General features: G+C 68.3%; 21 protein-coding genes. 13 read left to right on the forward strand and 8 right to left on the reverse strand.

Annotated elements, in window-relative coordinates; all coding sequences use genetic code 11:
* Positions 1 to 10 precede the first annotated feature (10 nt).
* Both DVH23_RS02260 and DVH23_RS02265 read right to left on the reverse strand, forming a co-directional pair.
* Complete coding sequence (locus tag DVH23_RS02260) at positions 11 to 832, reverse strand: aldo/keto reductase (RefSeq protein ID WP_114575800.1); 822 nt, start codon at positions 830 to 832, stop codon at positions 11 to 13.
* A 172-nt stretch (positions 833 to 1,004) separates the two neighbouring features.
* The gene (locus tag DVH23_RS02265) at positions 1,005 to 1,610 is read right to left on the reverse strand and encodes a DUF6149 family protein (RefSeq protein WP_114575801.1); all 606 of its coding nucleotides are present in this window, start codon (positions 1,608 to 1,610) and stop codon (positions 1,005 to 1,007) included.
* Positions 1,611 to 1,738: 128 nt separating this feature from the next.
* On the opposite strand from DVH23_RS02265, the gene DVH23_RS02270 reads away from it, so the two are divergent.
* Positions 1,739 to 2,980, forward strand: coding sequence for an NAD(P)/FAD-dependent oxidoreductase (locus tag DVH23_RS02270; protein ID WP_114575802.1), 1,242 nt, complete (start codon positions 1,739 to 1,741; stop codon positions 2,978 to 2,980).
* A 96-nt stretch (positions 2,981 to 3,076) separates the two neighbouring features.
* Here the strand turns inward: DVH23_RS02270 and DVH23_RS02275 are convergent, their stop codons facing one another.
* Positions 3,077 to 3,313, reverse strand: coding sequence for a hypothetical protein (locus DVH23_RS02275; RefSeq protein ID WP_114575803.1), 237 nt, complete (start codon positions 3,311 to 3,313; stop codon positions 3,077 to 3,079).
* Between the two features lie 137 nt (positions 3,314 to 3,450).
* On the opposite strand from DVH23_RS02275, the gene DVH23_RS02280 reads away from it, so the two are divergent.
* From DVH23_RS02280 to folP, 5 genes are all read left to right on the forward strand, one after another.
* On the forward strand, positions 3,451 to 3,858 hold the full coding sequence (locus tag DVH23_RS02280) for a hypothetical protein (protein ID WP_114575804.1): 408 nt from the start codon (positions 3,451 to 3,453) through the stop codon (positions 3,856 to 3,858).
* Position 3,859: 1 nt separating this feature from the next.
* Positions 3,860 to 4,669 carry a hypothetical protein gene (locus DVH23_RS02285; protein ID WP_114575805.1) on the forward strand — a complete coding sequence of 270 codons (810 nt, stop codon included), beginning with the start codon at positions 3,860 to 3,862 and terminating at the stop codon, positions 4,667 to 4,669.
* 40 nt (positions 4,670 to 4,709) lie between these two features.
* Positions 4,710 to 5,240, forward strand: a complete 531-nt coding sequence (locus DVH23_RS02290; protein ID WP_114575806.1) for a DUF5815 family protein — start codon at positions 4,710 to 4,712, stop codon at positions 5,238 to 5,240.
* Between the two features lie 164 nt (positions 5,241 to 5,404).
* Complete coding sequence (gene carB, locus DVH23_RS02295) at positions 5,405 to 8,632, forward strand: carbamoyl-phosphate synthase large subunit (protein ID WP_114575895.1); 3,228 nt, start codon at positions 5,405 to 5,407, stop codon at positions 8,630 to 8,632.
* A gap of 73 nt (positions 8,633 to 8,705) precedes the next feature.
* On the forward strand, positions 8,706 to 11,189 hold the full coding sequence (gene folP / locus DVH23_RS02300; RefSeq protein ID WP_114575807.1) for a dihydropteroate synthase: 2,484 nt from the start codon (positions 8,706 to 8,708) through the stop codon (positions 11,187 to 11,189).
* On the opposite strand, the gene DVH23_RS02305 is transcribed toward folP, so the two are convergent.
* Positions 11,173 to 11,505, reverse strand: coding sequence for a hypothetical protein (locus DVH23_RS02305; RefSeq protein ID WP_114575808.1), 333 nt, complete (start codon positions 11,503 to 11,505; stop codon positions 11,173 to 11,175). The genes folP and DVH23_RS02305 overlap by 17 nt on opposite strands.
* A gap of 116 nt (positions 11,506 to 11,621) precedes the next feature.
* On the opposite strand from DVH23_RS02305, the gene DVH23_RS02310 reads away from it, so the two are divergent.
* From DVH23_RS02310 to DVH23_RS02320, 3 genes are all read left to right on the forward strand, one after another.
* Positions 11,622 to 13,463, forward strand: a complete 1,842-nt coding sequence (locus tag DVH23_RS02310) for a S9 family peptidase (RefSeq protein WP_114575809.1) — start codon at positions 11,622 to 11,624, stop codon at positions 13,461 to 13,463.
* A gap of 93 nt (positions 13,464 to 13,556) precedes the next feature.
* Complete coding sequence (locus tag DVH23_RS02315; protein WP_114575810.1) at positions 13,557 to 14,495, forward strand: ABC transporter ATP-binding protein; 939 nt, start codon at positions 13,557 to 13,559, stop codon at positions 14,493 to 14,495.
* On the forward strand, positions 14,492 to 15,310 hold the full coding sequence (locus tag DVH23_RS02320) for an ABC transporter permease subunit (RefSeq protein WP_114575811.1): 819 nt from the start codon (positions 14,492 to 14,494) through the stop codon (positions 15,308 to 15,310). The genes DVH23_RS02315 and DVH23_RS02320 overlap by 4 nt, the downstream gene beginning before the upstream one ends.
* An 8-nt stretch (positions 15,311 to 15,318) precedes the next feature.
* Here the strand turns inward: DVH23_RS02320 and DVH23_RS02325 are convergent, their stop codons facing one another.
* Both DVH23_RS02325 and DVH23_RS02330 read right to left on the reverse strand, forming a co-directional pair.
* Complete coding sequence (locus DVH23_RS02325; protein WP_114575812.1) at positions 15,319 to 16,377, reverse strand: NAD(P)-dependent glycerol-1-phosphate dehydrogenase; 1,059 nt, start codon at positions 16,375 to 16,377, stop codon at positions 15,319 to 15,321.
* A 40-nt stretch (positions 16,378 to 16,417) separates the two neighbouring features.
* Positions 16,418 to 17,329 (reverse strand): O-methyltransferase, encoded by a 912-nt coding sequence (locus DVH23_RS02330; RefSeq protein ID WP_114575813.1) that lies wholly within the window; start codon positions 17,327 to 17,329, stop codon positions 16,418 to 16,420.
* A 183-nt stretch (positions 17,330 to 17,512) separates the two neighbouring features.
* On the opposite strand from DVH23_RS02330, the gene DVH23_RS02335 reads away from it, so the two are divergent.
* Positions 17,513 to 18,580, forward strand: a complete 1,068-nt coding sequence (locus DVH23_RS02335; protein ID WP_114575814.1) for a glutamate-cysteine ligase family protein — start codon at positions 17,513 to 17,515, stop codon at positions 18,578 to 18,580.
* 15 nt (positions 18,581 to 18,595) lie between these two features.
* Here the strand turns inward: DVH23_RS02335 and DVH23_RS02340 are convergent, their stop codons facing one another.
* Entirely contained in the window at positions 18,596 to 19,582 is a 987-nt protein-coding gene (locus DVH23_RS02340) for an NAD-dependent epimerase/dehydratase family protein (protein ID WP_114575815.1), read from the reverse strand.
* Positions 19,583 to 19,888: 306 nt separating this feature from the next.
* Between DVH23_RS02340 and DVH23_RS02345 the strand changes: the two genes are divergently transcribed.
* Together DVH23_RS02345 and DVH23_RS02350 are read left to right on the forward strand one after the other, a co-directional pair.
* Entirely contained in the window at positions 19,889 to 21,838 is a 1,950-nt protein-coding gene (locus DVH23_RS02345) for an asparagine synthase-related protein (RefSeq protein WP_114575816.1), read from the forward strand.
* Entirely contained in the window at positions 21,831 to 23,027 is a 1,197-nt protein-coding gene (locus DVH23_RS02350) for a carboxylate--amine ligase (protein WP_114575817.1), read from the forward strand. The genes DVH23_RS02345 and DVH23_RS02350 overlap by 8 nt, the downstream gene beginning before the upstream one ends.
* Positions 23,028 to 23,068: 41 nt before the next feature.
* Here the strand turns inward: DVH23_RS02350 and DVH23_RS02355 are convergent, their stop codons facing one another.
* The gene (locus DVH23_RS02355; protein ID WP_114575818.1) at positions 23,069 to 23,878 is read right to left on the reverse strand and encodes a winged helix-turn-helix domain-containing protein; all 810 of its coding nucleotides are present in this window, start codon (positions 23,876 to 23,878) and stop codon (positions 23,069 to 23,071) included.
* Positions 23,879 to 24,109: 231 nt separating this feature from the next.
* Between DVH23_RS02355 and DVH23_RS23430 the strand changes: the two genes are divergently transcribed.
* Positions 24,110 to 24,262: a hypothetical protein gene (locus tag DVH23_RS23430; RefSeq protein WP_157972304.1), complete on the forward strand. Its 153-nt coding sequence runs from the start codon at positions 24,110 to 24,112 to the stop codon at positions 24,260 to 24,262.
* The last annotated feature ends 47 nt before the right edge of the window (positions 24,263 to 24,309 follow it).

Raw genomic sequence — 24,309 nt, forward strand, 5'->3', positions numbered from 1 at the left:
TCGACACGATCTACCGGTTCCAGGGACCGAACCCGGGATCGATGATGCGGTGTTCGCGTTCGATCGCGTCGATGCGCGCCGCCTCCTCGTCGTCGAGTTCGAGGCGCTGAGATGACAGGTTGTCGCGCATGTGGCTCTCGCTGCTCGCTTTCGGGATCGCCGCAACGTTCTCCTTCCCGATCAGCCAGGCCAGGGCGACCTGGGCGGGCGAGACGTCGTGTGTTTCGGCGATCTCGGCGACGACCGAATCCCCGGATTCCGCGTCCTCGAACACCGCACCCTGGGCGAGCGGACAGTAGGCGACCAGCCAGTGGTCGTGTTCGCGGGCATATGCGCGAAGCTCCTCCTGGGGAAGGAAGGGATGGCACTCGACTTGGTTCGCGACGATCGGCGCGTCGAGAGCGTCGCGGGCGCGGTCGAGCTGGTCGGACTCGAAGTTCGAGACGCCGACGTGTCGGATCGCTCCCCGATCGCGGAGCTCGTCGAACGCCGACAGCGTCTCCTCGGGGTCGTAGGCGTCGGTCGGCCAGTGGACGTAGAGCAGATCGAGGTACTCCGTCCGCAGGTTTTCGAGGCTTCGCTCGACGGTGTCGAGCACGTCGTCGTACGCGAGAGCGCCCGACGAGACCTTCGTCGCGAGAAAGAGTTCCTCGCGGGGGACGTCGGCAGCCTCGATCCCCTCGCCGAGATAGGCCTCGTTGCCGTACCCTTGGGCGGTATCGACGTGGCGATATCCCAGGTCGAGTGCGGTCCGTACGCGTTCGCCCCACTGCTCGCGGTCTCCCTCCGAATAGGTTCCCAGTCCGATCTCGGGTAGCTCCTCGAGTGGCATACTCGACGGGGGCGTCCGCCGGGACGTGGCTCTTTGGGTCCCGGTCGATCGCGCCCCGACCTGTCCCCGAGTCCGGCGGGCCGGGCGTGAGAGGGCCGGAGACGAGTCAGTGTGCCATCGGTCGCGACGGTACCCCGACCGAACGGGACATCGCCGTCTCCGACCCTACGAGTCACTTCGAGGGGCGATCGCCCACGTCGTCACCGTCGACGCCGACGGCCCTCGAGACGTCCACCTCCGCCGGACCCTCCTGGCCGCCGACGACGAGGTCGCCGTCCTCGGTCTCGACGTAGACATCGTCAGCGAACCCGCCCTCGGCGTGTGGGTGGTCGGGGTCGTCGAGTTTCTCGGGGGTCGACGGCGCCTCGGGAATCTCGCCCTCGGGTTCGAACTCGCCCAACGGGTCGGCGATCGTGATCCCCCACGTCGAGAAGAACTCGGCGTGGCGGTCGTAGTGTTCTTCGAGTTCGTCGCCGGGGAACTCCATCATCTCGGTCCAGCCGTGGTTGTAGAAGTCGAAGTTCGCCTGGACGTGGGTGATCTCGCGGGCCTCGGCCTCGGAGTAGCCCGCACGGAGGGCCTCGAGGTAGGTGTCCATCGTCGCCTCGAAGAGGCCGTCGAGGTGGTCCTTGCGCTCCTCGGCGTGGGCGGGGTCTGCCTTCTTCGTGAAGACGCGGGTGTGGAGACGGACGAGGCCGGCGACGGCGAGCGAGCGGACGACGGGCGTCTCGAGGGCCTTCCGGGAGGCGAAATGGCGTGCGTTCTGGCTGATCTTCATGCGTGAGGCTGGGGACGCCACCGTAAAGAGCGGTTCGGCCGCCGGGAGGGGATAGACGTTCGTACACCGTTCGCGGAGAATAGACGAGATAGCAATCCACTTTACCCCTCGTTACGAACGGACCGTACATGACCGAGTACGTCATCATCGGTGACGGCATCTCGGGCAGCTCGGCTGCCGAGACGCTCCGGGAGGAGGACCCGGAGTCGTCGATCACCGTCATCACCGATGAGGGGGAAGCTCTCTACAACCGCATCCTGATCAAAGAACACGCGAAGGGGAAGCTTCCCGAGGCGCCCATCTCGATCCACGACGAGGAGTGGTACGAGGAGCGGGACATCGAGCTCTCCTTGAACACCCACGTCACGACCGTCGACACCGACGGGAAGGTCGTCCGGGTCCACGACGGGGCCGACGTTCCCTACGACAAGCTCCTGATCGCGACCGGGGGGACCCCGACCCAGCTCCCCGTCGACAACAGCGACGCCGAGGGAGTCCTCCACTTCTGGACGTTCCAGGACGCCCGGGCAATCAAGGAGTACGCCGAGGACGCAGACCGGGCGGCGATCGTCGGCGCCGGCTTGCTCGGGATCGACTTCGCCGCCGTCTGTGGCGCCCAGGGGATCGACGGCAGCTACCTCATGCGGGGCGATCGGTGGTGGCGCTACGCGCTCTCGGGAGAGGGCGCCGAGATCATGCACGAGGGCATGCGCGAGGTCGGCGTCGAACCCGTCTTCGATAGCGGCGTCGATCGCTTCGAGGTAGACGACGACGGTCGCGTCGCCGCCGCGGTCGCCCCGGACGGCGACCGCTTCCCATGTGACTTCGCGGGCGTCGCGATCGGCCTCGACTTCAACACCGAGTACCTCCACGACGTCCCCCTCGAGATGGACAACGGGATCGTCGTCGATGAGTACATGCAGACCAATCTCGACGACGTGTACGCCGCGGGCGACATCACCCGCTTCTACGACGTTCTCCTCGGCGAACACGCCCAGAACGGCTCGTGGGGCTCCGCCAAAGAGCAGGGGCGGATCGCGGGCGTCAACATGGCCGCCGGAGACGAAAGCGAGGGCTTCGAGTGGGTCTCCTCGTACTCGATCACGCACTTCGACTTCCCCTTCCTCTCCTTTGGCCACCCCACGCTGGGCGACGACCACGCAGAGCGAAAGTACAGCGACACCGAGTGGCGCCGGGTCGCGTTCAAGGACGGCAAGATCGTCGGCGGCGTCCTCATCGGCGACCTCGCCCCCCAGAGCAAGTTCAAGCAGCTGATGCGCGAACAGCGGTCGGTCGCCGACCAGAAGGAGGTCCTGCTCGCCGAGACCGTCGATCTCGAGGAGCTTGCGCCGGTTCAAGAACAGTCCTAGTCCAGGGCATCATAGAACCACTCGGGTTTGTTTTCACGGGGTACTCGGTGTACCGTGTGCTCACTGCGGATGCGTATCGGCCAATATGGGTTAGTTCTATTTTGCTCTGTGAGTCATTGTATTATAATCTGGCAAATATTCTATATTTGCTGTGATGATTGTCAGAAGGTATGTGAAGATCGGGATAATCATTCCAGTGAGAAATAAAAATTGCCAGTCGATGGTGCCTTCGTTTTCATAGAATATACCCATATATTGGAAGAGAGCAAGCAATAGCAGGAACGTTACTGTTAATTTGATTATTTCTCGCAGGTTCGGTCTCGGAAACTCCATACCTATATGTCGTTCATCGTTCGACAAGTACCTTCCCTATACTGAGCGTGATGGGGCTGGTGGCGGACGGCGTGCGGGGACCGTTCTAAGGCGGTACGATCGAAGCCGTTTTCCCCCGTCCTGCCCCAGTATCGGCCATGAACGGCGGCAGCGACATGACCCTCGCGTTCGAGCTCGAGGCGCTCCAGGGACTGGCCTCCCCGGAGGGCGTCTTCGGCGACGCCCGCCAGTGGAGCACGTACGTCGGGGTCGTCTCGGAGAAACCCACCTACGTCGTCACCAACTTCACGCGCAAGAACCGGATCCGCCAGGACTTCTTCTCGGGCCCACGCGGGAAACGGGAGAGCCTGGAGAGCGTCGGCGACCAGTTCGATACCGACCGCCACGTCTTCGTCGGCACCGGCCCCGATGACGAGGACCTGGCCGAGGCGGTCGGCTGGGAGTACCTCGCTCTCGAGGACGCCGCCGAGGCCGCCGGCTGGGAACTCGCCGGCGAAGGAGGCGACGAGGCGGAGTCCGAACCCGTCCGCGAGGACTGGCCGTAGGATGGTCCTCGCCGTCGGGGGCTCGATCTCGGAGGGGCTCGACCGCCTCGGCGGACGGCTCATCCCGCACCTGCTCGGGCTGTTCGCCGTGATCCTCCTCGTCCAGGTCGGCACCCAGAGCCAGCTCGCCGCCCAGTCGCCCGACGTGATCGCGGACGTCCCGCTCGTGACCGACGCGTTCGTAGAAGAGCTGCCCCTCGCGGTCGACCTCTCGCTGGGGGCGGCCTGGCTCGTCTGGCTCGCGGGCGTGGTCTCGTTCGTCGCCGTCTCGCTGCTGGCCTTCCGGGCGCTCTCGGAACGCGCCGGCCCGGGCGGGGAGCCGACCGAGGGCGAGGGCCGCGAGCGAGAACCGCTCGACGCGGGGGCGCTCGTCGGGATGACCCTCTCAGGGGTCGTCGCGTCGATGGTCGGGCTGTTCGCCGTCGGGATCGGACTGGCCGCGCTCGTCGTGCCGGGACTCGTCGTCGCGACCCTCTTCGCGTTCACCCACCCTTACATCGCGACCGATCGCCTCGGGGTCGTCGAGGCGATGGGCCGGAGCTACGAGCTGACGAAGGGACACCGCATCCGGGTCTTCGCGATCCTCGCCGTGACCGTCCTCGCGTTCTACGCGGTGACGACCGTCGGAGCCCTGTTCGCGGTCGCGGTCGGTGGACTTCCCATCGCCGCCGAACTCGTCAACGTCGCGTTCGGGGCCGTCGGCTGGCTGGTCGCACTCTCGATCCTCGCGGCCGCCTTCGACCGGCTCGAGGGGGTCCGGGCCGAACGCGAGGCGAAGTCGGAGGGGATCGACGACGAACTCCTCCCCTGAGCCGCGGCCCTTATGGGGCCGCCGGCCGAACTCCCGGTGAATGGCCGAACCCCGCGTTCCGGGCGGCGAGGCGGAGGATTTGGAGCTTCCGTGTGGCGAGACCGTCGACCCCCGCTCGATCGACCTCGGGATGCGCGAGTACTCGTGTGACTGTGGCGAACGCCACGCGGTCGTGACAGACGTCCACCCGCCCTCCCGGTTCGTCCCGGAGTCGCTCGTGGAGGTTCTTCGGGAGACGATCGAGACCGACGACGACTTCGAGGAGTTCGGCACCGCCCACCTGCTGGGGGTCGTCATGGAGGAGTTCCCCGAGGAGGTCGCGGTCTACGACGCGAGCGAGAGCGGGTCGCTTGGCTACAGCGTCCTCTGGATGACCGGCTTCGACGCCCGCCGGCTCCACGAGATCGTCGTCGAACTCGTCGTCGAACTGATGGAACACGCGATCAGCCACGCCGACGAGGGCGCGGCCTCGGAGTTCGAGTCCCAGATGCTCGAGTTCGACGTGAGCGAGTTCGTCGACCAGTATCGGGACGCTCGCGAGTTCGAGAGCGAACACGATCGCCCGGTCTGAAGGCAGTCGTCGCCGGTCGGTATCGTCCTCCCCCTTGAACCCGACCCGACCCCCCGAGCCGGGCGTCCGCCGCGGGCTGGCATACGAAATTCGAAATCGAGTTACGAGAATCGTATCGTTTCGTGGCTCTTATTACGATGAACGAACTCGGGACGAACAGAGAAATGAGTACGGACCATCAGGGCGACGGGGACGCCACAGGGGACGGACGCACGATCCTGCTCATCGGGAGCGGGCCGATCCAGATCGGACAGGCCGCGGAGTTCGACTATTCCGGCGCACAGGCCTGCCGGGCGCTCCAGGAGGAGGGCGCGCGGGTCGTCCTCGTGAACTCGAACCCCGCGACGATCATGACCGATCCGGAGATGGCAGACCGGGTCTACATCGAGCCGATCACGACCGAGGCGATCGGCGAGATCATCCGGAAGGAAGAGCCCGACGGCGTCATCGCCGGCCTGGGCGGCCAGACGGGGCTGAACGTCACGGCCGAACTCGCCGAGGAGGGCGTCCTGGAGGAACACGACGTCGAGATCATGGGCACACCCCTCGAGACGATCTACGCGACCGAGGACCGCGATCTGTTCCGCCAGCGCATGGAGTCGATCGGCCAGCCCGTCCCCGCCTCGACGACCATCTCGCTGGACGAGGGCGAGTCGGTGTCGGCGCTGACCGAGGCCGATCTCGAAGAACGGGTCCGGGCCGCCGTCGACGAGGTCGGCGGGCTCCCCGTCATCGCCCGGACGACCTACACCCTCGGCGGGTCGGGGTCGGGCGTCGTAAGCGAGTTCGACGAACTCCTCTCGCGGGTTCGCAAGGGGCTTCGCCTCTCCCGGAACAGCGAGGTCCTCATCACCGAGTCCATCGCGGGCTGGGTCGAGTACGAGTACGAGGTCATGCGCGACGCGGACGACTCCTGTATCATCATCTGCAACATGGAGAACATCGATCCGATGGGCATCCATACGGGGGAGTCCACGGTCGTCACGCCCTCCCAGATCGTCCCCGACGAGGGCCACCAGGAGATGCGCACCGCCGCGCTCGACGTCATCCGCGAACTCGGGATTCAAGGTGGCTGTAACATCCAGTTCGCCTGGCGCGACGACGGCACCCCCGGCGGCGAGTACCGGGTCGTCGAAGTCAACCCCCGGGTTTCGCGGTCCTCGGCGCTCGCCTCGAAGGCCACTGGATATCCGATCGCCCGCGTCACCGCGAAGGTCGCCCTCGGCAAGCGCCTCCACGAGATCACCAACGAGATCACGGGCGAGACGACGGCGGCGTTCGAGCCCGCGATCGACTACGTCGTCACGAAGGTCCCGCGCTGGCCCAAGGACAAGTTCGAGGACATCGACTTCGAGCTGACGACGGCGATGAAGTCCACGGGCGAGGCGATGGCGATCGGCCGGACCTTCGAGGAGTCGCTGCTGAAGGCACTTCGCTCCTCGGAGTACGACCCGGACGTCGAGTGGGCCGACGTAAGCGACGACGAGCTCGAGGAACAGTACTTAGAACGCCCCTCGCCCGACCGGCCGTACGCGATGTTCGAGGCCTTCGAGCGGGGCTACGATCTCGAGAAGGTCGTCTCGCTGTCGGGAATCTTCGAGTGGTACGCGGAACGGTTCGAACGGATCGCCGACTCGACCCGTGCCGCACAGGACGGCGACTTCACCGAGGCCGCGATCGCCGGCCACACCAACGCCTCGATCGCAACCACTGCGGGGACGGACGTCGACACCGTCGAGAGCGAGGTCCCCGGACGCACGTACAAACAGGTCGACACCTGCGCCGGCGAGTTCGCCGCCCAGACGCCGTACTACTACTCGGCGCGCAAGTCGGAGTTCGACTCCGGGCCGCTGCTCGGGGCGGCCGCGGCGGGCGAACTCGAGGTCGATCGCGATGTCGAGAGCGTCATCGTCGTCGGCGGCGGCCCGATCCGGATCGGCCAGGGCGTCGAGTTCGACTACTGTTCGGTCCACGCCGTCCAGGCCCTGCGCGAGCAGGGGATCGACGCCCACGTCGTCAACAACAACCCCGAGACGGTCTCGACGGACTACGACACCTCGGATGGGTTGTTCTTCGAGCCGATCACCGCAGAGGAAGTCGCAGACGTCGCAGAAGCCGCCGACGCCGACGGCGTGATGGTCCAGTTCGGCGGCCAGACCTCGGTGAACATCGGCGAACCCCTCCAGGACGAGATCGATCGTCGCGGCCTCGACTGTGCGGTGATGGGAACGAGCGTCGAGGCGATGGACCTGGCGGAGGACCGCGACCGCTTCAACGCCCTGATGGACGAGTTGGGGATCGCCCAGCCCGATGGCGGGGCCGCCTACAGCGAGAATGAGGCGATGGAACTCGCCCACGGGATCGGCTACCCGGTGCTCGTCAGACCGTCGTACGTACTCGGCGGGCGCGCGATGGAGGTCGTCTACGACGACGAGGAACTCGAGCGCTACATCGAAGAGGCCGTCCGCGTCAGCCCGGACAAGCCGATCCTGGTGGACGAGTTCCTGGAGGACGCCGTCGAACTCGACGTCGACGCCGTCGCCGACGGCGAGGACGTCCTCATCGGCGGGATCATGGAACACGTCGAGAGCGCGGGCGTCCACTCCGGCGACTCGGCGTGTATGATCCCGCCCCGGTCGCTCTCGGAGGACACTCTCGCGCGCGTTCGCGAGGTCACCGAGGAGATCGCGAGCGCCCTCGACACCGTGGGACTGTTGAACGTCCAACTCGCGGTGAGAGACGGCGACGTGTTCGTCCTCGAGGCCAACCCCCGTTCCTCCCGGACGGTGCCGTTCATCTCGAAGGCGACGGGCGTCCCGATCGCCAAACTCGCGGCGCGGGTGATGGCCGGCGAGTCGATCGCCGACCTCGCTATCGACGAGCGGATCCCCGAGCAGACCTCGATCAAGGAGGTCGTCCTTCCCTTCGACCGGCTGCCGGGCTCGGATCCGCGTCTGGGTCCCGAGATGAAGTCGACCGGCGAGGTCATGGGCAGCGCCGACGGCTTCGGGAAGGCCTACGACAAGGCCCAGGACGCGACCGGAAAGCCGATCCCCGACTCCGGGACGGCGATCATCGACCTCTCGGACGGGAAGTTCCCCGACCCCGACACCGAAGACGGCGAGGAACTGGTCGCCGGCTTCACCGACCACTTCGATCTCTGCGAGGAGGTCGACCTCGTGCAGGCGGTTCGGGAGGGAAAGGTCGATCTCATCGTCTCCCGGGACCGCGACCTCCTGGAGGTCGCCGTCGAGGAGGAGATCACCTACTTCTCGACGCCCGCGAGCGCCGCCGCGGCGCTCGAAGCCCTCGAAGCCAAAGGGGAGCCGATCGACGTCCAGGCGGTGAGCGATCGCCCCAAGCGAAGCGCGGAGTGGGGCCGCTCTCCCTGAGAGATCGGATCCTCGCTCACTGAGCGATCGGAGAGTCCGACACGCTAAAGCGAGCGGGCTCTCTGTGTCGGATATGGAGTACCACGAGGCGGCGGACCTGCTCTTCGATCTGCGTCGCTTCCGGCCAAGCCCCGGAACCGCCTCGACGGCAGCGCTGTTGGAGGAACTCGGCGACCCCCACGAGGACCTCGTCTGCGTCCAGATCGCCGGCTCGAACGGGAAGGGGAGCACGGCGCGAATGGTCGAGCGCGTCATCCGGGAGGCGGGACTCTCGGTGGGACTCTACACCTCGCCACACTTAGAGGACCTCCGCGAGCGGGTCCGGGTCGACGGACGGAAGATCCCCCGGTCGGCGGTCGCCGACTTCGTCGAGGAAATCGAGGAGTACGCCGTCGACCGGGCCGCGGAGGACGACTCGCCGACCTTTTTCGAGGCGATGACCGCGCTGGCGCTCTGGCGCTTCGGCCGGGCCGACGTCGACGTCGCCGTCCTCGAGGTCGGCATCGGCGGCAAGTACGACGCGACGAGCGTCGTCGACCCGGTCGCGAGCGCGGTCACGAGCGTCACCCTGGAGCACACGAGCGTCCTCGGGGACACCCACGAGGAGATCGCCCGCGACAAGGCCCACGTCGCCCCCGACGGGCGGCCCCTGGTGACCGGCGTCGATGAGGAATCGGTCCTCGAGGCCCTCCGGGAGGTCGCGGGCTCCGTCGAGACTGTCGGCCGCGGGAACGACCGGGACGTGAGCGTCGCCTACGGCGGCCGGACCAACCGCGTCGAGGCCGCCGTCTCGATCGACGGCGACGGCTGGGACGTCGATGCCCGCCTGCCCCTGCTGGGCGCCCACCAGGCCGAAAACGCCGCCATCGCCGCGGTCGTCGCCCGCCAGGTCGCCGGCGAACTCGACCTCGATATCCCCCCATCGACGATCGCTCGAGGGCTCGGAAACGCCCACTGGCCCGGCCGGTTCGAGGTGATCGACACCGACCCCCTCGTGGTCCTCGACGGCGCCCACAACCCCGGCGCCTGCGAGCGCGTCGCCGAGACCCTCGGGGGCTTCGCGTACGACGATCTCCACCTCGTCTTCGGCGCGATGCACGACAAGGACCACCGGGGGATGGCGCGGGCGCTTCCCGATCCCGACTCCGTCCGAACCTGCGAGCCGAACCTCCCGCGCGCGGAGGATCGGGCGGTCCTTGCGCGAGTCTTCGAGCGGGCGGGGGTCGACGCCGGCCGTATCGAGGAGCAGTCGGCGGTCGCGGACGCGCTCGCCGGCGCGCTCGACGACGCCGACGAGGGCGACGCCGTGGTCGTCACCGGCTCGCTGTTCGCCGTCGCGGAGGCCCGACGGCGGTACACGCACACGACGACCCCGAAACGGGTCCGAAATCGCGAGGAGGCCCACACCGTCCTCGAATCCGCGAGCGTCTCCGAGGCGGGGGTCGAACGGGCGACCGAGAGCGCTATCCATCGGGTCCTCACGACCCGGGTCCAGTACCGCCAGGCGACGACCCTCGAGCGGGAGCTTGCGCGTCTCGGGGGCGAGTGTGCGATCTCCGGGTTCAAACGGGACGACGAGCTCGTCGACGTCGTCCTGATGGGAACCGACTCGGAACTCTCGGCCCTCGTGGCTGCCCTCCAATCCGAGCCCCACGGACTGGGCGAGATCGCCCGCGAGGTCCGGGCGACGGTGGAGGAAAACCCCGGTTCGGTTTCGAACCGGAGTTCCGCCTCCGGCTACCCCTGGGAGGGGGAGGGGACGGCCGTAATGGGGATCCTGAACACGACCCCCGACAGCTTCCACGACGGCGGCGAGTACGAGACCCGCGAGGACGCCCTCGCCCGCGCGGAGGCGATGGTCGAAGCCGGCGCGGACGTGATCGACGTCGGCGGCGAATCGACCCGGCCGGGGGCCGATCCCGTGTCCGTCGACGAGGAGATCGAGCGGGTCGTCCCGGTGATCGAGGGGATCGGCGATCGGGCGACGGTCTCCGTCGACACCCGGAAGGCGGCCGTCGCCGAGGCCGCAGTCGGCGCCGGCGCCGACGTCATCAACGACGTCTCGGGGCTCGAGGATCCCCGGATGCGCTTCGTCGCGGCCGACCACGACGTGCCCCTGATCGTCATGCACAGCATCGACGCCCCGGTCGTTCCGGGAAAGACGATCGAGTACGACGACGTGGTCGGGGACGCCATCGACGAACTCCGCGAACGGATCCTGCTCGCCGAGAAGGCGGGCCTCGACCGCGAGCGGATCGTCGTCGATCCCGGGATCGGGTTCGGGAAATCGGCCGCGGAGAGCTTCGAACTCCTCGACCGACTGGGGGAGTTCCGGGCGCTGGGCTGTCCGATCCTCGTCGGTCACTCTCACAAGTCGATGTTCGAGCGGGCGGGCTGTGGCCCCGACGACCGGGGTGTGGCGACCGTCGCCGCGACCGCACTCGCCGCCGACCGGGGCGCCGACATCGTCCGGGTCCACGACGTCCCAGAGAACGTCGCCGCGGTCAGGACCGCACTGGCGACCCGCGAGGGGGCGGCGTTCAGGACCGACCGCTGACCCGGGACGGGTCGAGTCCGGGGGAGACCGGACTCCTGCGGTCGATCGTCGAGCCGTTTCCGGCGCCGTCGGGGTTCACCCGACTGTTCTCGGAGGCGTTCGTCTCGCCTTCGAAACCGGTGGGATCGGCGTTCGGGATCCCGTCGCCGCCGGTGCCGTCGTCCCTGATCTCGGGGAGTCCAGTCGTCTCGTCGTCGAGGACGCCGACGGCGAGGACCGCGACGACGGCAGCGAACCCGATCATCGTGGCCGCGATGACCGCCAGCACGGTCCCGGTCCCGATCGGCTCCCCGTCCGACTCGAGGGCGTCGTCCATGGCGACCGGGAGATCCCGAGCGGCTTTGTTATCCGGAAGCGACGGGCTGTAGGCGGGGCCTACCGCCGACTTCCGCGATCCAAACCCATTAGCCGGTCGGTCGAGACGGGACCGGTGTGAGCTACGATATCGAGCGCTACCTGAACGTCCGCAGCGCCTACGGCGCCTCCGTCGGTCCCGAGGGCGACCGCCTGGCGTTCCTGATGGACACGACCGGCGTCCCCCAGATCTGGACGCTGGACGGGCCCCGGGAGTGGCCCGAACAGCGCACGTTCTACGACGAGCGGATCACCTTCGCCTCCTTCTCGCCCGAGCGGCCCGAACTCGCCTTCGGGATGGACGAGGGCGGCAACGAGCGCGCCCAGCTCTACCGCCTCGATACCGAGAGCGGCGAGATCGACGAGTGGACGGCGATGACCGACGCCAAACACCGCTGGGGCGGCTGGAGCCACGACGGCGACCGCTTCGCCTTTACCTCCAACCGCCGCGACGAGTCAGTGTTCGACGTCTACGTCCAGGGCCGCGAGGAGGCGGGCGACGACGCGGAACTCGTCTGCGAGGGCGACGGCTGGCTCTCGCTGTCGGGCTGGAGCCCCGACGACTCCCGGCTGCTGGTCACGCAGTCGTACTCGAACTTCGACCAGGATCTCTCCGTGCTCGACGTCGAGACCGGCGAGCGTACGCACCTCACGCCCCACGAGGGCGACGTCCGGTATCAAAGCGCGTGCTGGGCGCCCGACGGCGAGGGGATCTATCTCGTCACCGACCACGGCGACAGCGACACGCTCTACCTGGCCTACCTCGAGTGCGGGGCCCGCGAGACGGGAGAGCTGCAGACGGTCGAGGGCGGCGGCGAGTGGAACGTCGACGGGATCGCACTCGACGACGAGACCGGCCGCCTGGTCTACTCGCGAAACGTCGATGGCTACACCGAGTTGACCGTCGGCGAACTCGCGGGCGACGAGCCGACGGCCTACGAGACGCTCCCTGAACCGGAGCTTCCGGGCGGGGTCTCCGGCGGGGTGAGTTTCGGCCCCGACGCCGAGCGGTTCGTGCTGTCTACGGCCGGCGATGCGGTCAACACGAACGTCTTCGTCGTCGACATCGAAAGCGGCGAGGCCGAACGCTGGACCGCCGCGCCGACGGCGGGGATCCCCACCGAGACCTTCGACGAGTCCGAACTGGTCCACGTCGAGAGCTTCGACGGGCTCGAGATCCCCGGATTTCTCACGTTGCCCGACGGCGGCGAAGCCGAGGGTGACGACGGGAACGACGGCGAGATCCCGGTGATCGTCGACATCCACGGTGGCCCCGAAGGCCAGCGCCGTCCCTCCTTCTCGTCGATCAAACAGTACTTCGTCGACCGGGGCTACGCCTACTTCGAACCGAACGTCCGGGGATCGTCGGGGTACGGAAGCGAGTACGCGAGCCTGGACGACGTCGAAAACCGGATGGACTCCGTGGCCGACATCGAGGCCTGCGTCGGGTGGCTGGCCGACCGGCCCGACGTCGACGAAGAACGGATCGTCGCGATGGGGGGCTCCTACGGCGGGTTCATGGTGCTCGCCGCCCTCACCGAATACCCCGACCTCTGGGCGGCCGGCGTCGACATCGTCGGAATCGCGAACTTCGTCACCTTCCTCGAGAACACCGGCGACTGGCGCCGCGCGCTCCGGGAGGCCGAGTACGGTTCCGTAGAGGAGGACCGCGAGTTCCTCGAGTCGATCTCGCCGACGAATAACATCGAGTCGATCGAGGCGCCGCTGTTCGTCCTCCACGGCGCGAACGATCCCCGAGTCCCCGTCGGCGAGGCCGAACGGATCGTCGAACGGGCCCGCGAACAGGGCGTCCCCGTCCGGAAACTGATCTTCGAGGACGAGGGCCACGGCTTCTCGAAGCTCGAGAACCGCATCGAGGCCTACTCGGCGATCGCGGAGTTCCTGGCCGAACACGTCTGAGCGTCCCCAGCGGCGAATCGGGAACGGAACGTGCTCGATGGGCGGGGCGTTGGTGTCGGTGGGTTAACACGTTTGTGTGGATGATCCGAGCATATGGCAGCGATCGAAACCACCGCCTTGACGAAACGCTTCGGCGAGGACGTCCTCGCGGTCGATTCGGTCGATCTCTCGGTCGAGGAGGGCGAGATATTCGGCTTCCTCGGACCCAACGGCGCCGGCAAGTCGACGACGATCAACGTCCTGCTCGACTTCGTTCGCCCGACGGAGGGGACGGTGCGCGTGCTCGGCCTCGACGCCCAGGCTGACACCGAGGAGATCCGTCGGCGCATCGGCGTCCTTCCGGAGGGCGCAAGCGTCTACGATCGCCTCACGGGTCGCGAACACCTCCGGTGGGTGATCGAGACCAAAGACGCCGACGACGACCCGACGGCCCTGCTCGAACGGGTGGGTCTCGGCGACGATGGCGATCGACCCGCCGGCGGCTACTCGAAGGGGATGACCCAGCGACTCGGCTTCGCGATGGCGTTAGCCGGTGATCCCGACCTCCTGCTTCTGGACGAACCCTCCTCGGGGCTCGATCCCACGGGGATGCAGGAGATGCGCGAGATCATCCGCGCGAAGGCCGACGACGGCACCACCGTCTTCTTCTCGAGTCACGTCCTCGGGGAGGTCGAAGCCGTCTGCGACCGCATCGGGATCATGAACGAGGGCCGCCTCGTCGCGACCGGAACGCCCGACACCCTCAAAGGTGATCTCGATCTGGGGGCGCCGATCACGCTCGAGGTCGACGCCGTCCCCGCGGATCTCGACCTGGAGGCGATCGCGGGCGTCCGGTCGGTGGCCGTGGACGGGGCGACGATCACCGCGACCTGCGTGGACCCCTCGGTCAAAGCCGACGTCGTCTGTACGGTCGCCGACGCGACCGCCGTCACCGACGTCCTCTCCGAGGACGTCTCCCTCGAGGAACTGTTCAACACGTACACGAACGGCGGCCACCCGGATGCCGAGACGCCGTCGGAGGTGTCGGCATGAGCACGCTCGACGTCGCACGGAAGGACTTCCTGGACGTCCGGCGGGCGAAGATCGTCTGGTTCGTCGGCGCGCTGTACGTCGTCTTCATGGCGCTGCTCGTCTACTTCGGCCAGTACGGCGTCTCGGAGCCAAACGTCCGCGACGCGCTGTGGAACCTGACGGCCGTCGGCGCGCTGTTCATCCCGCTGATCGCGCTCGTGACGGCCTACCTCGCGATCGCCGGCGAGCGCGAGTCCGGCGCCATCAAGTACCTGCTGTCGATTCCGAACTCCCGACGCGACGTCGTTCTCGGCAAGTTCCTCACCCGAACGGTCGTCGTCAGCGCGTCGATCGCCGTCGCGTTCCTCGTCGGCGGGGCGCTCGCGCTCGCGCTCTACCCGTCCCCGGCGATGGACGTCATCGCCATCATGGCCGCGCTGACGCTGCTCTACGCGCTGACGTACGTCGCCGTCGCGATCGGTATCTCCGCCGCAACCGACTCCCGGTCCCGGGCAATGGGCGGCTCGATCGCCTTCTTTTTCGTTACGAGCGTGTTGAACGTCCTCGGTCCGCTCCAGCTCGCCATCGACTACCTCGCGAACGACCTGGCGGGGCTCGAAATCTCGTCCGAGCAGATCCTGTTCGTCCAGTCGCTGATCAGTCCGACAACGGCGTACGTCAACTCGACCGGCCTCGCCTTCCCCGACGGGTTCAGGACCATTCCCGAGGAGCTCCCGTGGTTTCTCGCGGGCGAGGTGATGGTCGTCGTCATGCTCGCCTGGCTCGTCGTCCCGCTCGCGCTGGGAACCGTGTGGTTCGGCCGCGCGGACCTCTGAACCGGTCGTCAGATCACGCCCGTTTGGCGCGCGACCTGTCGGGCGGCTTCCTCCTCCATCCCGTCGCCCAGGATGGTGTAGCGGTCCCGGATCGCGTGACAGGTCGCAAGCGCCTCGACGACGGTGTCGGCGTCGATGCCGAGCTCGTCGGCGGTCGTCGGCGCGTCGATGCTCGCCAGCGCGTCCCGAATGTCGGTCCAGATCCCGCGGTCGCCGCCGTGGAGGTAGGCGGTCATGATCGCGCCGACGCCGACCTGGTGGCCGTGGAGCGCGGCGCCGGGGACGAGCCGGTCGAGTTGGTGAGAGAAGAGGTGTTCGGCGCCGCTGGCGGGCCGCGAGGAGCCGGCGATGCTCATCGCCACGCCAGAGGACATCAGCGCCTTGGTGACGATCCAAGCCGACTCCTCGATCCCCGGCCGAATCAGGTCGGCGTTGTCCACAAGGATCTCGGCCGTCATCTCCGCTAAGGCGGCGGCGTACTCCGAGTATTCGACGTTCTTCAGTCGGTTCGCGAGCCGCCAGTCCATTACCGCGGTGTAGTTGCTGATGATGTCCGCACAGCCCGCGGTCGTCAGCTCCCAGGGCGCGTTCGCGAGGATCCCCGTGTCGGCGACGACCGCCAGCGGGGGCTCGGCGGCGACGCTGTGCCGGGTGTCGCCGTCGGGCACCGACCCCCGGTTGGAGACGATCCCGTCGTGGCTCGCCGCCGTCGGCACCGAGAGGAAGCCCATCCCGAGGTGGTCGCTCGCCATCTTCGCGATGTCGATGGGCTTCCCGCCGCCGACCCCGACGAGGTAGGCGGCGTCGCCGGCTTCTGCCTCCGCGATCACCTCCTCGACGGCGTCGAAGCTCGCGGTCTCGACCGTGACGACCAGGGGGTCGATCCCGCGTTCTTCGAACTGTGCGGCGATCGGGTCGGCCGCCAGCTCGCGGGGCGTCGGGCTCGTCACGAGCAGCGGCCGCCCCGAGAGGTGGACGTCGTCTACCACCTCGAGGGTCCGGCCCAACACCTCGTGGCCGACGACGACGTTCCGGGGGAGGCGGATCCACGTCGATTTCTCGAACATGGGGCCCCTTCCCCGCGAGCCCATTTACCTGTGGCGGGCCTCAGACGGGGACGCTGAAATCTCGTTTCTCCGGGATTCCGGCCTTGAGGACCGCGATCCCGTAGCGCTCGGTCGTCACCGAGAGCTCGACCCTGGGGTCGGCCGCGATCGTTCGCCAGGCGCCGTCCATCCCCTCCGAGTAGCCGACGACGTCGTCGAAGACGACGACCGCGCCGGGGTCGGCGAGCTCGTAGAGCGCCTCGAAGTACTCGAGGGTCGCCTCGTGGTTGTGGTGGCCGTCGAGGAAGGCCATCTCGAAGCGGGGGCTCTCCCCGCCCTCGAGGAGCACGTCCTGAAAGCGATCGTGGCGGACCGTGGTGTGGTCGGAGACCCCCAGTTCCGCGAACGTCTCGCGGGCGATCCCGACCTGGGGCTCGCCGCCCTCGACGGTGAGCAGCCGGTTGTCGTTGCGGAAGCCACCGGCGATGTAGGCCCCCGAGATCCCCAGACAGGTGCCCAGCTCGAGCACTCGATCGGGGTCGAGTTCGCGCGCCAGCGCGTACAGCAGGGGGCCGTACTCCGGCTTCGCCCCCGGGAAGTCGCTCACCCGGACCTCGTGGCGGTAGCCCTCGTAGACCTCCTCCGTGAGCCCCTCGTCGCTGGGCCCGTGGAGGTGGTACTCGACGGGCGTCTCGTCGGCCGCGAGGGCCTGCCGGCGCTCCTCGACGGCCGCCAGCTGCGAGCGCTCGTAGGGAAGAAACCCGTCCTCGTGGACACAGCGAAGCGCTCGCTCGACCGCCCGGACCGACGGATCGCGCGCTCGCGCCAGCTCCGAGAGCCCGCGGCGGATCCGGTACTCGTCGGCGACCGGCCGCGCCAGCCGCCCGATCGCGCCCTCGAGGAGGCGTCCGTACTCGCCGTCCTCGAGGAGTTCTCGCGCCCTCGTTACGTCCCGCTGGAGATCCGGCAACACGTTCCCCGATCGAGCGCACCCCGTGAAAACGGTTGCGTCCTCCTCCCCACCGGGTCGGGAGCCATCCGATCGTCGCGGTTCCAAACCATGCGAACGTTTATCCCGTTATCAGCCGTTCGTCCACTAAAATAGTCTTATGTTGGCCGATACTACGCTTGAATCCAGTATGGGCGGCAGAGTCGTATGAAAACGAGCGTCGAAGTCGAATACTGGGTGATCGACCCGGACGGCGCGCTCGCTCCGGCGGCGCCCCTCGCCGCGGACCTCCCCTTCGCCGAGGAGGAGTTCGTCGAGCCCCTCTTCGAGCTGAAGACGCCGCCGTGTGCGACGATCGAGGAGCTCCGGGAGACGTTCGCCGATCGGCTCCGGCTCGCTCTCGAGGCCGCCGCGGAACGCGACAGGCTGCTCGTCCCCCTCGGAACTCCGATCGACGCCGGCCCGATCGAGACGCTGCCTTCCGACCGGACCCGGATCCAGGAGGCGGTCGTCGGCGACCCCTTCGCCCACACGAAACACTGTGCGGGGACCCACGTCCACGTCGAGCAGCGAAACGTCGCCGACCAGCTGAACGTCCTGACGGCACTGGACCCGGCGCTCGCGCTGTGTCATTCCTCGCCGTACTGCGGGGGACAGCGGGTCGCCGCCTCCGCACGCGCCCGCTGCTATCGCGGGCGGAGCTACGCCGACCTCCCCGATCACGGCCGGCTATGGCCCTACACCGGAACGGTCGCCGAGTGGGAACGCCGCCTCGAGAAGCGCTACGCGGAGTTCGTCGAGCGGGCGGTCGAACGGGGGATCGACCGCGAGCGCGTCGAGACGGAGTTCTCGCCGTTCGACGCCGTCTGGACTCCCGTCAGGCTCCGCCGGGAGATGCCGACCGTCGAGTGGCGCGCGCCCGACGCGACGCTGCCGAGCGAACTGCTCCGGCTAGTCGAGGGGGTCCGAGAGGTGATGGATGACGTCCACACCAGCGTCGTCCGCATCGAGGGCGAAGAGGGGGAACGTACTGAGGACGAAATCGTCCTCCCCCGGTTCGAGGCGCTCTCCGAGTACGTCGAACGCGCCATCCACGATGGTCTGGCGTCGCTGGCCGTCACTGCCTATCTGGAACGGATGGGATTTCGGGTCGGGGAGTACGACCCGCTGACCCACGAGTTCGAGGGCGACCGGATCGAACGCGAGGACGTTCGAGGGCTCCGGCTCGAGTACGCAGAGCGGCTCCGCGAGGACGTCGCCGGACTGACCGGCTGACTCCGCCGAGCGGGCTCACAGCGTGTCCAGAACCCCGAGCACGCGCTCCTCGGCCGCCCGGTCGGGGGCGTGTTCGCTCCCGTCGCGGTCGCTGTCGACGTGGTCTGCGACGCTTCGGTCGATCGCCTCGGCCACGGGCGTCGAGTCCCAGCCGAGAGCCGCGAGCTTCGCCGTCGATAGCACGTGAGGGTACTCCCGGTAGAGGACGTAGTCCGTGGGGGAGAGCCCGCCCGCCGCGAGTTCGCGGGAGCCGGCGTGGACGACCTCCACTTCCTCGCCCATGGCGTCGGCGATCAGCTCGACCGACTCGGTCAGGGTGACCAGTCGCCGGTCGCCGACGTTGTACACCTCGCCCGCTTCACCCGCTTCGGCGACGACCCGGAGCGCGCTCGCGACGTCCCCGACGTAAGCGCGGTGCCAGAGGGTGGTGCCGTCGCCGGGGACGATCATGCGGTCGTACTCGCGGACCCGGTCGATCCAGAAGTCGAACCGTTCGGTGTAGTCGTGAGGGCCGTAGACGATACAGGGACGGACGCTCATGGCCCGAACGCCCCGCTCTGCGGCCGCAAAGACCGCCCGGTCGCCCTCTGCCTTCCGGTTGCCGTACGTCTCCCCCGAGCCGTCGGTCGCCTGCTCGTCAGTGCAGGGCTCGAGAGCGGTTTCGCCCTCGCGTTTGGGGATCGCCTCGTCGGCGTAGGCGGCGCCACTGGAGACGTAGACGTACGCCGAGTCGGCGAAGATCCGCGTCGCCGCCCGCACCTCCCGTGGCTCGTAGGCGACCATGTCGAAGACGACGTCGGGGGCCGCTCGTTCGCGGGCGAGTTCGAGCGCCGAGTCGTTCGTCCGGTCGCCCTCGATCCGGTCGACCCGGTCGTCGTCCGCGAACGGGTTCCCGTGATTTCCGCGGTTGAAGACGGTGACGTCGTACTCGTGATCCAGAAGGTCGTTCACGAGGTGTCGGCCGATGAAACGGGTACCGCCGATCACTAAGGCGCCGGTCATGCGCGAGGGTCGGTCCGCGGGAGTGAAAAACCCTTGAGTGGGGGCCGTCCGGGAGGACGGTGGCGAGCGGCGGGTTCCCCTCGTCCGACCCGAACCGGCCGCCTCTCTCAGGCGCTGCAGGTCGGCTCTCAGGTTCTGGAAGAGGGCTCCCGCATTGATTGCCCGGGACGTCACAGGTGTCGGCCACCGAATGAGACGCCTTCGATCGGGAGCCGTGGGCCGGAGCGGTGGGGTATCGAGAGACCGGCGGGGAGTCGTGACGGTGCGTCCGGCCGACGACGGCGCGCCCGCGACCGGGGTGGGGAGATGAGCGACCTCCACGGCACGGTGGGCGCCGACGCGCCGGGCGTGTTCGACGACTGGATCGGGGTCGGGGGGACGGTCCACGAGGCCGACGGCCTCTCGATCGCCGCCGGCTCGCGATACCCCCGCGACCGATCTCCCGGGACGGACGAACGGACGTGCTGGGTGCTCGGCGAACTCTACGGCCACGACGCCGGCGCCGCCCACACCGATGGTTCCGGAGGTCCCGGCGGTTCCGAGACGGTCGGCCCCTCGAGGGCGTACGAGCCGCGACCTGCCTCCGTCGCCTCCGCGAACTACGCGCTCGCGCTCTACGATCGGTACGGGAGGTCGTTCGTGTGCGGGCTCAACGGGAACTTCCTGCTCGCGATCCACGACCCCGAGCGCGGCCAGTTGCTCCTCTCGACCGACCGGTTCGGGACGGTGCCGCTGTACTGGACCCGCCCCGACGACGGGACGGCCGTCTTCTCGACCAACGTCCAGACCCTGCCCTACCACCCGGCGGTCGACACCGCGTTCCACCCCGGATACCTCCACGAATACCTCGCGTTCCGCCGGACCTTCGGCGTGAGAACGCCCCTCGAGGGCGTCGAGAAACTGCGCCCGGGAACGGTCACGACGATGGACCTCGCCGACGGCACCGTCTCTGCCGACCAGTACTGGCGCCCCCGATACCGCCCCTGTGAGGTGCCGTTCGAGCGGTTCGTCGACGAGTTCGTCGGCCGGTTCCGGGCGGTGCTCGACGAGTGGCTCCGAGAGGACCGGGAGTACGGCGTGCTCCTGTCGGGCGGGAGCGACTCCCGGCTCGCTCTCGCCGGGCTCTGTGACGCCGGCGCCGACGCCACGGCGTTTCACATGAACGACTGGATGAACAGGGAGGCACGGACCGCCGAGCGGGTCGCCATGGAGACCGGGACGCCCTTCGAGTGGCTCCGTCGCGGACCGGGCTACCGGATCGGGGCGACCGAGCGAAACCGGTGGGCGACGACGTTCAACGGCTGGTTCAGCCAGCCGTACACGAGCGGGTTCGAAGCCGAGATAACCGGGCGGGTCGACGGACTGCTCTCCGGGCTCTACGGCGACTCGCTGTTCCGTGGCTACGGCGTACCGTCGCCGACGGTCCCGCTCGGCGGGCTGGGATCGGTGACGCTCCCGGTCGAACGGCCCGTCGACTCGATCGACGGCTACGTCGACCTCCTCGTCGAGCGGGCCCACGACGGCTACGACCTGCCGACGGAACTCCGGAGCGTGCTCGACGAGGAGATCCACCGCGACGGCGGGAAGATCCGCCACCACGGCGTCGTCTACGACTCGCTCGACGACCTCGTCTACTACGGCGGCTGTTACCCGCTCTCGAACGACGACGACGTGCGGTTTCAGACCGGGCTCCGCAAACTGCGTCCCTACCGAACCCCCTACCTTGACAACCGCCTCCTCGAGCTCTCCCTGTCGATGCCGGTCGGCTACCGGCTCCGGCGGAACGTGATCGACCGGGCGGTCGCCCGGCTCGCCCCCGACCTCGCGGAAATCGCCCACGCGAGCACCGGCGTCGCGCTCTCGCGGCCGTTCCCGGTGAAGTACGCCGGCGAGCACCTGACGGAACTGCGCCGGAAATGTGACTCGACCCGGGCTCCGCCGGAGCCGTATCTGACCCAGGGTCCGTGGCTCGACGACGCGGAACTGCTCCGCTCGAGCCGGTTCGTAACCGAGGTTCTGACGGAGAACCGCGCGCTCGCCGACGCGGTACCCGGCATGAGCGCCGGGGAAGTACGGCGGCTGTACGACGAGCACTGCAACGGGGAAAACCACGTCGGCGAGCTCTACACCCTCGTGACCCTCCTGACGATGCCGGCCACGGCACGGGTCCTCGCGGGCGACCCCGGCACACCGGACCGAACTTCGTCGGCGGAGCCGCCGGTGCGTCCCCCGCGTCGGGTGATCGCCGATGACTGACCGGAAGGGTGGCGCCGTGGTCACGGCGTCGCGCTATCCACACGGCTACGCCTCCGTCCGGTCGCTCGGCAAGCAGGGGGTGAGAACGATCGCCGCGGTCGACGACCCCGACCTCGGGACCTCCGCCTCGCGGTACTGCGACGACTCCGTACTGATCCCGCCGCCGAGCGATCTCCCCGCGTACAGGGACGCGCTGTTGGCCCTTGCCGCGCGCCCGGACGTCCGGACGATCGTTCCCCACCGCCCGCAGGACCCCTACCTGCTCTCGCGGTACCGCGAGGAGTTCGAGCGGTATATCGACGTCACCGTCCCGCCGTTCGAGACCCTGCGGGCCGTCCACGACCGCAAACGGCTCGCGGACGTCGCCGAGTCGGCCGGCGTCGCGGTTCCGGAGACCCGACTCCTGACCGCGGTCGACGACTGGCGTGGCGACCGGATCGTCAAATCGCGGTACAACCTCCTCACGGAGGCGTATCTCGACGATCTCGAGCCCGGAGAGTCGAGGATCGCCAAATCGATCGAACACGTGCCCGCCGGCGAGCGGCCGGACGTCGACGGGCTCCTCTCGACGATGGGCCACGAGCCGATCGTCCAGGAGTACGTGTCCGGAACGGAGTACCTGTTCGGCGCGCTGTACGACGAGGGCCGTCCCCTGGGAACGTTCCAGCACCGCCAGATCCGGGGCGACTCCTACACCGGCAGCGGCGGCGTCTTCCGGGAGTCCGTCGACATCCCGGAGCTCGAGGCCGCCGGGCAGGCGATCTTCGACGAACTCGACTGGCACGGCCTCGCCTGCATCGAGTACGTCAGAGACGAGACCGGCGAGTTCTCGCTGGTCGAGATCAACCCTCGCATGTGGCAGTCGCTGGCGTGTGCGACCCGGGCCGGTTCGGAGTTCCCCTGGTGGTACTGGCTGTCGGTCACCGGACGCACGGACGGGATCGACGCCGGCTACGAGCCCGGCGTCGGCACCCACTACCTCTACGGCGAGGTCGAACACCTCGTGAGCGTCCGCCGGAAGGAGTCGGCGCTCGTCGAGCGCCCGTCGCTGCTCGCCCGGGCGGCGGAGATCGGTCGCTCCTGTTGTGAGGTTCCGGCGTTCGACATGCTCCACCCCGACGACCCGCGGCCGGTCGCCCGCCAGGCACGGACCGAACTCGAGCGCGCGATCCGGCGACGCGTCGGCTGATCGCCGTCCCCATCGCGTGGCCCTGTCGTGGAATCGACGGGCTACGACCCGGTCCGGGGGGAGTCAGTCGAGGGGTCCGCCGGGAGGTCGACGGAGAGATCGACCCGGGTCGCGTCCCGCTCGTAGGCCTCGATCTCGCCTTCGGCCCAGCGTCGGGCCTCCGGGTCGGTAGTCTCCAGTAACGCCCGCGGCTCGCCCGCCTCGTCGACGCCGATCTGGACGATATCGTCGAGGAGTCCGACGAAGTACGGGATCGAGCCGTCGTACCGGGAGAGCCGATACCGGCCGGTCGTCGCAAGCTCGGCCGTCATGTCGGCATAGGCCGGATCAGTCCGGAACGTCCGGGCGACGTCGGGGCTGACGATCAACTCGGCACGCCCGCCGGCCACGACCCCCTCGTACACCGCCTCGTAGGCGTGTAACCCGGTCAGGGGGAGCACACACCGGACGTCGTCGGCCGCCTCCAGGGCCGCGACGTGTCGGTTGACCATGGCCCAGGGGTCGCCGGGTTCGGGCACCCACAGCTCCGCTCCCGAGAGATGTTCGAGGCCGAGATCGAACTCGCCTTCCGGAGTCCACTCGAGGAACGGCTCGAGTTCGATCCGGCGCTCGACGGTCTCCACCAGCGCCTCGAGCCCGCTCGCGACGGTCTCACCAAGCGGCGTGACCCCGTGGTCGCCCTCGCGGTACTCGACGACGCCGATGGACTCGAGTTCCCGGACCGCCCGGTCGACCGTCGATCGGGAACAGTCGACGTCCCCGACCAGCGCCCGCTTATCCTTCGGTCCTTCCCGCAGGCTGTCGACGACCTCCCATCGCTGGAGAACGACGGACAGGATCTCGGTGTCCATGCGATCACCCACCGGGAGTACGGTGGACCGTACGAACAGTTAGCAGTTCGGGAAAATACTCCCCGGAAGACGGTTGAACTATTCGGACGGCAGTGTGGATCATTCGGTACGTTTTTGTACGGGAACGCAGGTCGCGAGAGGGTGCACGGACCGTGAGCTAAAGCGGATGGGGGTCGGGAAAGGGCGTATGAACGGTCTCGAGGCGAGCACGCAGTCGGGGCGGTGGGACTGATGGGGGAGTGTCCACACTGCGGGGAGGAGATCACGCCGGTCAGAGACGAGTCCGCGACGCCGGAGGGAGGCGGCGAGGGGGTCTCGGGCGGGACGTGGATCTGTCCCGCCTGCGAGACCATCCTGTCGGTCAGCGAGGTCGACGTCCTCTGATCGGAGGGCGCGACGGTCGACCGACCTCCCGCGGATCGGCCAAACGA

The organism is Saliphagus sp. LR7, assembly GCF_003344565.1.
GTDB lineage: Archaea > Halobacteriota > Halobacteria > Halobacteriales > Natrialbaceae > Saliphagus > Saliphagus infecundisoli.

Bases quoted from the DNA above. Each gene is read 5' to 3' on its own strand.
- carB (WP_114575895.1), top strand. From the start codon at position 5,405: ATGAGTACGGACCATCAGGGCGACGGGGACGCCACAGGGGACGGACGC.
- DVH23_RS02270 (WP_114575802.1), top strand. From the start codon at position 1,739: ATGACCGAGTACGTCATCATCGGTGACGGCATCTCGGGCAGCTCGGCT.
- DVH23_RS02350 (WP_114575817.1), top strand. From the start codon at position 21,831: ATGACTGACCGGAAGGGTGGCGCCGTGGTCACGGCGTCGCGCTATCCA.
- DVH23_RS02340 (WP_114575815.1), bottom strand. From the start codon at position 19,582: ATGACCGGCGCCTTAGTGATCGGCGGTACCCGTTTCATCGGCCGACAC.
- DVH23_RS02315 (WP_114575810.1), top strand. From the start codon at position 13,557: ATGGCAGCGATCGAAACCACCGCCTTGACGAAACGCTTCGGCGAGGAC.
- DVH23_RS02280 (WP_114575804.1), top strand. From the start codon at position 3,451: ATGAACGGCGGCAGCGACATGACCCTCGCGTTCGAGCTCGAGGCGCTC.
- DVH23_RS23430 (WP_157972304.1), top strand. From the start codon at position 24,110: ATGGGGGAGTGTCCACACTGCGGGGAGGAGATCACGCCGGTCAGAGAC.
- DVH23_RS02260 (WP_114575800.1), bottom strand. From the start codon at position 832: ATGCCACTCGAGGAGCTACCCGAGATCGGACTGGGAACCTATTCGGAG.
- DVH23_RS02265 (WP_114575801.1), bottom strand. From the start codon at position 1,610: ATGAAGATCAGCCAGAACGCACGCCATTTCGCCTCCCGGAAGGCCCTC.
- DVH23_RS02290 (WP_114575806.1), top strand. From the start codon at position 4,710: ATGGCCGAACCCCGCGTTCCGGGCGGCGAGGCGGAGGATTTGGAGCTT.
- DVH23_RS02285 (WP_114575805.1), top strand. From the start codon at position 3,860: ATGGTCCTCGCCGTCGGGGGCTCGATCTCGGAGGGGCTCGACCGCCTC.
- DVH23_RS02325 (WP_114575812.1), bottom strand. From the start codon at position 16,377: ATGTTCGAGAAATCGACGTGGATCCGCCTCCCCCGGAACGTCGTCGTC.
- DVH23_RS02335 (WP_114575814.1), top strand. From the start codon at position 17,513: ATGAAAACGAGCGTCGAAGTCGAATACTGGGTGATCGACCCGGACGGC.
- DVH23_RS02275 (WP_114575803.1), bottom strand. From the start codon at position 3,313: ATGGAGTTTCCGAGACCGAACCTGCGAGAAATAATCAAATTAACAGTA.
- DVH23_RS02345 (WP_114575816.1), top strand. From the start codon at position 19,889: ATGAGCGACCTCCACGGCACGGTGGGCGCCGACGCGCCGGGCGTGTTC.
- DVH23_RS02305 (WP_114575808.1), bottom strand. From the start codon at position 11,505: ATGGACGACGCCCTCGAGTCGGACGGGGAGCCGATCGGGACCGGGACC.
- DVH23_RS02320 (WP_114575811.1), top strand. From the start codon at position 14,492: ATGAGCACGCTCGACGTCGCACGGAAGGACTTCCTGGACGTCCGGCGG.
- DVH23_RS02355 (WP_114575818.1), bottom strand. From the start codon at position 23,878: ATGGACACCGAGATCCTGTCCGTCGTTCTCCAGCGATGGGAGGTCGTC.
- folP (WP_114575807.1), top strand. From the start codon at position 8,706: ATGGAGTACCACGAGGCGGCGGACCTGCTCTTCGATCTGCGTCGCTTC.